General features: G+C 69.3%; 5 protein-coding genes and 1 pseudogene. All 6 read right to left on the reverse strand.

What is annotated here, in order from left to right:
• Window positions 1-26: 26 nt before the first annotated feature.
• On the reverse strand, window positions 27-1400 hold the full coding sequence (pelG, locus tag ACYP33_RS07305) for an exopolysaccharide Pel transporter PelG (RefSeq protein WP_459620689.1): 1374 nt from the start codon (window positions 1398-1400) through the stop codon (window positions 27-29).
• The gene (pelF, locus tag ACYP33_RS07310) at window positions 1400-3040 is read right to left on the reverse strand and encodes a GT4 family glycosyltransferase PelF (protein WP_459620691.1); all 1641 of its coding nucleotides are present in this window, start codon (window positions 3038-3040) and stop codon (window positions 1400-1402) included. Before pelF ends, pelG begins: the two co-directional genes overlap by 1 nt.
• Window positions 3037-4068, reverse strand: a complete 1032-nt coding sequence (locus ACYP33_RS07315; RefSeq protein ID WP_459620692.1) for a tetratricopeptide repeat protein — start codon at window positions 4066-4068, stop codon at window positions 3037-3039. Before ACYP33_RS07315 ends, pelF begins: the two co-directional genes overlap by 4 nt.
• Window positions 4061-5470, reverse strand: coding sequence for a PelD GGDEF domain-containing protein (locus ACYP33_RS07320; protein WP_459620694.1), 1410 nt, complete (start codon window positions 5468-5470; stop codon window positions 4061-4063). The genes ACYP33_RS07315 and ACYP33_RS07320 overlap by 8 nt, the downstream gene beginning before the upstream one ends.
• Before the next feature lie 57 nt (window positions 5471-5527).
• Window positions 5528-6070, reverse strand: a complete 543-nt coding sequence (locus ACYP33_RS07325) for a penicillin-binding protein activator LpoB (protein ID WP_414444422.1) — start codon at window positions 6068-6070, stop codon at window positions 5528-5530.
• A gap of 72 nt (window positions 6071-6142) precedes the next feature.
• A pseudogene (locus ACYP33_RS07330) lies at window positions 6143-7402 on the reverse strand (tetratricopeptide repeat protein); the annotation flags it as partial.

Here is a 7402-nt window from a genome sequence, read left to right on the forward strand (position 1 = left end):
GGCGGCGGGCCTCACCCGCCCCGCGCTCAGTTGTGCAGCATGTAGGTTTCGTATTCGAGCCGCGAGAACTTGCGGTCGAGCACCAGCACCGCCACCACCACGAGCACCAGCAAGGTGGCCGCGAAACCGTAGCCGTACGCGTTCGGGCTCATCTGCAGCGTGACCCAGGTGAGCACCCCGTTCAGCAGCGCGAAGGCCGCGCACAGGCGCAGCACCGTGCCGCGCGCATCGAGATAGAAGAACACGTTCAGCAGGCCGAGCAGCACCACCTGCAGGCTGGCCGCGATCGCGTCGACGGTCAGCAGCGGCATGTAGAGCGTGGAAATGTGCAGCGCCTGCAGCAGGTTGCTGCCGAACGCCACGATCAGCAGCAACACGATCGCCTGGATCTTGACGATCTCGTACAGGCCCGAGCGCACGCTGCTCACCATCATGTCGCGCATGTCGTTGATATGGCGCAGCGTCGCGCCCTTGCGCACCGCGTCGTAGAACGCATCGTAGTACTCGACGAAATCGGTTTCGATACGCACCAGGAACGCCGCCATGCCCGGCATCACGCACACGTAGGAGATGAACACCGGCATGTCGTAGATCACCGACGCGCGCAGCGGCCCGATCACCGGCGCGCTGGTGCCGGCCGAATACCAGAACATGAACTTGTCGATCCACACGCCGAGGTTGAACAGAAAGCCGACCATCGCGAGCGACGGATACGCGAAGCGCCGGTCGAACGCCTCGAACGAGATCAGCCGGCCGCCGCGATAGCCGCGGTAGATCAGCCCCGACAGGCCGGCCAGCAGCACCACGTGCCCGGCGACGAAGCCGCCCAGCAGGCCGGCCAGCCCGTGCCGGTTCAGCAACAGCGCGAACCCCACCGTGCAGCCGTAGCCGACCATGAACGTGTAGAGAATCTGCCGGTACTGCTTGACGCTCGACAGGAAGATCACCGAGATCCAGATGTTGCTCAACACCACGAAGCCCACCACCATCAGCACGCGATAGGCGAGCGTCTCGCCGCGAAAGCCGAGCGCCATCGCGACGCTGGCGAACAGCCCGGCGGCCAGCGTCGTCACCAGCACCACGCCGTTGTAGTTCGACAGCACGAGATCGTCGCGCTTTTCGAACAGGCGATCCGAGATGAAGCGCGTGAACGCGAGCTGCAACGGCCCCGTGAGGATCAGGCTCAATGCGATCAGGTAAGTGACCGACACCTGGAACTGCACGATCGCGAACTTCGGGATCACCACCGCCAGGCTCATCACGCCGATCAGCAGAATGCCGAAGATCGACAAAATCAGCGGCCCCGAGCTGATCAGGCCCGCGTACGCATAGGCGCGCGCGGCGCCGAACAAGCTGTCCTTGCGCAGGATCTTGCGCAACTCGAAACCGATCCCGGCCATCAGCGAGTCTCCTTCGCGGGCTTGGCGCCATGCGGCACCGGGCAACCGCCCATTGCGTCCGCCGCGCCCGCCGCCGGCCGCGCATCGGGCGCGGCGGCAAGCTGGGTGTAGAGCGCGGCGTAGCGGTCCGTCATCTGCGCCTTGGTGTAGTAGCGGCGCACGCGCGCGAGGCCGGCCTGCTGTGCGGCGCGCCAGCGCGTGTCGTCATCGAGCAGCGCCAGCGCGGCCCGCGCGAATTGCGCCGGATCGGCGATCGGCACGACCGCGCCGGCGCTGCCGAGCGCGCGATCCTCGTCGCCGTAGCCCTCGATCAACTGGCGGCACGAGCCGACATCGGTGGTGATCGACGGCACCCCGGCCGCGAAGCCCTCCAGCACCACCAGCGGCAAGGCCTCGCTGATCGACGACAGCGCGATCAGATCGACCTTCGGCAGCACCGCATCGATGCGCTGAAAGCCGAGAAACTTCACGCGCGAGGCCAGCCCCAGGCTCTCGACCAGCGCGCGGCATTCGAGCGCGTAGCCCGGATCTTCCTCCTCCGGGCCGACGATCCAGCCTTCGATGTCCGGCATGCTGTGCGACGCGACGAACATCGCGCGAATGAAGGTCTTGATGTCCTTGATCGGCACCACCCGGCCGATCAGCGCGACCACGCGGCGCGGCCCGTCGATGCGTCGCTCGACCAGCGGCGCGAGCGCCGCCACATCGACACCGTTGGGAATGCTGCGGGTTTTCGCGGCGGGCGCGCCGTCGGCGATCTGGCGCAGCCGGTTCGCTTCGTACAGCGCGACGATCTCGTCGGCGGCGTCGTACGCGAGCCGGCCGAGCGCCTCGAAGAAGCGCACCCACAGCTCGCGGAAGTAGCTGATGCGCGAGATGTCGCGCTCGAACGCGCCGCGATTGTCGCGAATCCACTGGCTCTGCAACAGATCGATCTTGCGTTCCTTCGTATAGATGCCGTGTTCGGACACCAGCAGCGGCCGCCCGCTGCGGTAGTGCAGCAGCGTGCCGAGAAAGCCGGCGTAACCGGTGGACACCGTGTGATACACGCGCGCCGGCGGCAGTTGCTCGGCCACGTTCGCCAGTTGCCACAGCGGCTTGTGCATGATCCGCACGGTCCAGAAGTAATCGGTAAACGACGGGTCCGTGCAGTGCCGCTCGTACTGATCGACGATGAAATCCCAGGCGGCGCGGCTGGTCGAGAACTGCTTCTCGTTGAGCATGCCGTGCGCGCCGAGCGTGGGCGCCATCTGCGCCATCAACGCGGCCACGCTCGTGCTGCTGTCGCCGCCCGCGCCCTGACGGCCGTTTGCGCCGCGCAGCGCCTCGTGCAGCCGCGCCGATTGCGCGAACGCGGCCGGGTCGCCCGCGACCTCGCGCGGCTTGTGCTCGACGCTGGCGGCCGTCGCGTACAGGTAATGCGCCTCGAAATGCACGACGTTGTCGGGCAGCGCATACGCGGCGCCCTGGTAATCCTCCTCGCGGCTGCCGATGAACACCACGGCGAAGCGCAGGTGCGGATACGCGCGCAGCATCTCGTTGACCCAGCTCGACACGCCGCCGCGCACGAACGGGAACGTGCCCTCCAGCAGCAGGCAGACATCGGCATCGGCGGCGCGCCGGTTCAGGGACGGATTCATCGGGACCAGTAGGTAACAATCGGTTTGAGCGTGGGCAGCACCGCGGCGTTGCCGAGCGAGGCGAGCAGCTCGCGCGTGAGCGCGTAATCGCCGCGCAGGAACGCGACCTCGGCAAGCCACGGCGTCAGGCGCTCGCGCGGAAAACCGAGTTCGAGCGCGCGCGCCATCGCCACGCCCGCATCGTCGGGGCGGCCCTCGGCGAGCGCGAGGCGGCCGAGGATCAGCCACAGCGCGGCGTCGCGCTCGTCCACCTCGAGCGCGGCGCGCGCGTACCGTTCGGCCTGCGCCAGCGTGTGCCGGTATACCGCGCCCTGCACGAGGCTCTGGTAGATCAGTTCGAAATACAGTTCGGCAAGCTGCCGGTTCAGCGCGTAGCGCTCGGCATCCGTTGCGGCTTTCGCAAGCGCCTGCCCCATCGCGTAGATCTTCTGCATGATCTCGTTCTCGGCGTGATCGAGCGTGCCATACGCGATCAGCCGCACGTCCTCCACCGGATCGGCCAGCAATTCGCGCAGCAGGCTGCCGGTGGTGCGGGTCGGCATGCTCTGGATCGCCACCAGCGCGGTCAGCCGGTCGGTGGACGACACCTGCGTGTTGACGAGCCGCGCCTGCAAGCGCGCGCCGCCGCCGTGCGCGACGCGCGACACCAGGTGCGTGATGAACTCGGGGCGCCCCACCTCGGCCAGCCGATCGTTCTCGCGCTCGGCCGGAAACCACGCCGCCCAGGCGCAGCTCGCGAGCACCAGCAGGCCGCCCACGAGCGGCATGAACATCAGCAGCGCCCACAGCAGCCAGAGCGTCGCGCGGCGCGGCTCGCGGTAGCGCGCCGGCAGGATCGGGCGCAACAGCCAGGCCTGCACGGCGGCGGCGAGCGCCTGCAACGCGAGGCCGGCCAGGAACGGATCGAGGTGCGCGCCGGCCCGCTCGCACGCCCACCAGGCGAGCGCCTCCACCAGCAGGCAAGCCAGCGCGCGCAGCACGCCTGCGAGGAAGGCGACCAAGGCGACGAAGGCGGCGGGCTTAGACATCGGCGCCGCTGCGCTTGAGCAGGCGCTGCAAGGCCGCGCCCGGTTCGAGCGCGCCCAGGTGCAGCGTGTGCACGCCGATGTGCGCGCGTTCCATGTCGAGCCCGAACTGCGCGTCGAGACTGTTTTCGATCCGCGCCAGGTAGCCGTCGACGCCGGTCGTATCGGTGGCCGGCATCAGGTTCACCAGCACCGAATGCGAGGCGGTCTGCAGCGGCCACATCAGGTCGAGCGCGCGGCGGCGGCGCAGCACGTGCTCGAACAGCGAATCGCCCTCCTCGCCGCGCGGAAACGCCAGCGCCACCAGCGACGACGCAATGCCCGCGTCGCGCTGCAAGCGCGAGAGGCGGCCGAGATCGAGCGCGAAGTCGTACGGGCATCCCGGCACGTCGGCGAGAATGCCGCGCACCACGCTCGCATGCTCGACGCCGTCGGCGTAATACGCGAGCAGCACCAGCAGCAGTTGCAGGCTGTCGAAGTTCAGCGACAGGAACGGCATGCGCCGCACCACCAGCAGCGCGATCACCTCGCCGTCGGCGCTCACCAGCGGCGCGCACACCAGGTAATCGGTCTGCGCGATGTCGGCGCTTTCGCCGCGCAAGTGCGCGACGCTCTTGGTGCGCAGCGCGTGCAGCACCAGATCGTCGCTCGCGACCAGCGAGAACGCGTCGCCGACATGCGCCACCGCCTCGGTCCCGGGCCGGTCGTCGCGCACCGGAAACACCGCGCCGATCTCGATCTGGCACACCTGCGCCACGAATTCGAGCATCCCCGCCACCGACGGCAGCGCGCGCAGCGGCGCGGGCGCCTCGGCCGGGCCTCGCGGCTCGGCGCTGACCGACAGGCGCCGCAGTTCGGTGATCGAGTCGCGCAGCGTGGTGGGCTTCGACAGCAGATCCTTTTCGAGCCGCTCGTGCGACAGGCGCATCAGGTAGTGGCTGTTGGTGATCGCGACCAGCCGTTCGTTCAGATAGTCGTTGATGGTCGAGGCGCGCCGCGCCCGATGACCCCAGGTGTCGCCGAAATGGCCGGCGATCACCGTCTGCAGCAGGCCGCCCGCGAACATCATCACGGGCCACGGCGCGCCCGGCGGATAACCGAGCTTCCAGGCCGCCACCATCAGCGCGCCGCCGAACAGCCCGAGCAGCGTGCCGTATCGCAGCGCGACGATCATCGGCGCGAACCACAACCACGGGAAGCCCGCCTGCAACAGCAGCGGATCGTGCGGCGAGCACAGGCGGCTCACGGCCAGCACCAGCGCGACGAACACGGCGGCCTCGACGATCGCGAACGGCCGCGCGACGGCCGGCGCGATAAACCGGCGCATCGGACCGAGACGGCCGAGCGCGTTGGAGCTGCGCGTCTTCGACGCGTCGGCGGCGGATTGCATCGCGGCGGGATTCACGGCCGGTTCCTTTTCATGAGTTCGGAAGCGCGAGGGCGAACGCGTGGCGGCCCAGCCTCAACGGCGCGGCGCGAGCGGCGCGAGCACCTTCGCGATCAGCCCGGTGGCCACGCCCGCGAGGCTCGAACGGCTCCAGCCGTTGCGCGTGCCGGTGGCGCTCCAGACCACCTTGCCGGTGTTCACGTCGGTCAGCTCGAACGTCAGGCCGACCACCGGCTCGCCGTCCACGCCGGTTTTATAGCGCCATTCCTCGACCGAGCCGGACAGCACGTAGCGAATTTGCTGCGACTGCGCCCACGCCAGCTTCTGCTGGCCGTCGCTGCGCTGCGCGGTATCGAACAGCGCGCTCGAACCCGCGTCGTCCGGCGCGAAGCGCACGTCCGCGAGGCCGTCCGCGCGCAGCACGTTGGCCGCGATCGACGCCGCGCTCTGGCCGGCCGACGGCGTTTCGGTGTAGTTCGCGATCGCCCCGACCGCCACCGCATCGTGCGCCTGCAGCGCCGGCGCGGCGGTGCCCTTCAGCGTGCCGCAGCCCGCCAGCAGCAGCGTTGCCGTGGCCGCCGCCGCGCACCACGAGAGGGCCCGCTTGCTTCGTTCCATTCCACTCATTGCCCTGCTCCTTCGTTCATGTCGTCATTCGTTCGGCGCGCACGGCCCAGGCCGGCGCACGCGTCAATAGAACCAGCTGTAGCGCCCGCCGATCACCGTCACCGGTTCCGAGCCGGCCTGGGACACGCTTTCGCGCTCCAGATAGAACACCGCGTGATCGCCGCCGAACACGCTGCCGGCCGCGCCCGCCGTGATCTGCGGCCCCCAGCCCTGCACCGAGTCGTGCACGATGCCGATATCGAGGAACGGCCGCCAGCGATGCGTGTAGCGATCGAGCAGATCGGTGCCGAAGCCGAACGAGAGCCCGTACTGCGCATAGGTCGGCGGCATCGCGCCGGCGGCGGTCAGCGGCCCGAGCGCGACCGGCGACAGCCGCGCGAGCAACGGGTCCGCGGTGCCGGTGGCCGAGTATCGGCCGCGCGCACCGCTCAGTCGCAGCGTGAAATCCGGGTAATCCAGGCGCAGCTTGTATTCGATTTCGCCCGAAGTCAGCACGCCGCTGCCCAGAAAATTGCGCGCCTGGCTGTAGAAGCGGTCCGCTTCCACGCTGCCCGTCACCAGCAGGCGCTGCGAGATGGTCCAGCGCGCGCCGCCGATCAGGTTGTCCTTCATGCCGCCCACCGACAGCAACTGCGATTCGGTGGCCCGCTGGTTGCGTCCGATGCTGCCCGTCAGCCCCACCGGCGAATTGCGGCCGAGTTCGCCCGACACGCTGACCGTGTTGAAACTGTCGAGGCCCTCGCGCCGCCCCAGCGTCAACTGCACCGCGGTGTTGCGCGTCTGGCGGCGCAGGTGGACATCGACCGAGCGGTCCACGCCCGGCACGTTCACCAACTGGGTTTGATCGGCGCTGCGCTGGAAGCGCTCCAGCGCGGTCACGCCCACCATCAGGTTGTCGCCGATCTTCACGCTGCCGCCGATCCGGTGCTCGACGGTATCGAGCGGATGCTCGACCTGGCTTTCGACGCCCGTACTGAGCGATTGCGGCCACGCCATCGCGGTATCGACCAGGCGCTCGTGCAGCAAGGCGTTGCGCGGCGCGCCGGCCAGGCCGTCGAACGCGAGCTGTTCGGCTTCGCCCGGGCGGTCGAGCGCGAGCAGCGCATCGATGCGCCCGTCGATCGGCAGCCGCGAGCCGCGCTGGTCGACCAGCCGCTGCATGGTGGCGGTGTCGCCCTCGGCCAGCGCGAGCGTCAGTTGCGAATCGGCCGGGCGCGCGAGACGGCTCGCGTATTGCCGCGCCAGCCAGCGCGTCGCGAGCGGGCTGGCGTCGTGCGACAGCGCCGAGGCGATCGCCACGTCGATCGCCACCGCCGAGCGCAG

Source organism: Burkholderia sp. 3C (assembly GCF_054589155.1).

What these genes read in the sequence shown, in the direction of transcription:
- pelF (WP_459620691.1), bottom strand. Translation starts at nt 3,040, where the DNA reads ATGAATCCGTCCCTGAACCGGCGCGCCGCCGATGCCGATGTCTGCCTG.
- pelG (WP_459620689.1), bottom strand. Translation starts at nt 1,400, where the DNA reads ATGGCCGGGATCGGTTTCGAGTTGCGCAAGATCCTGCGCAAGGACAGC.
- ACYP33_RS07325 (WP_414444422.1), bottom strand. Translation starts at nt 6,070, where the DNA reads ATGGAACGAAGCAAGCGGGCCCTCTCGTGGTGCGCGGCGGCGGCCACG.
- ACYP33_RS07315 (WP_459620692.1), bottom strand. Translation starts at nt 4,068, where the DNA reads ATGTCTAAGCCCGCCGCCTTCGTCGCCTTGGTCGCCTTCCTCGCAGGC.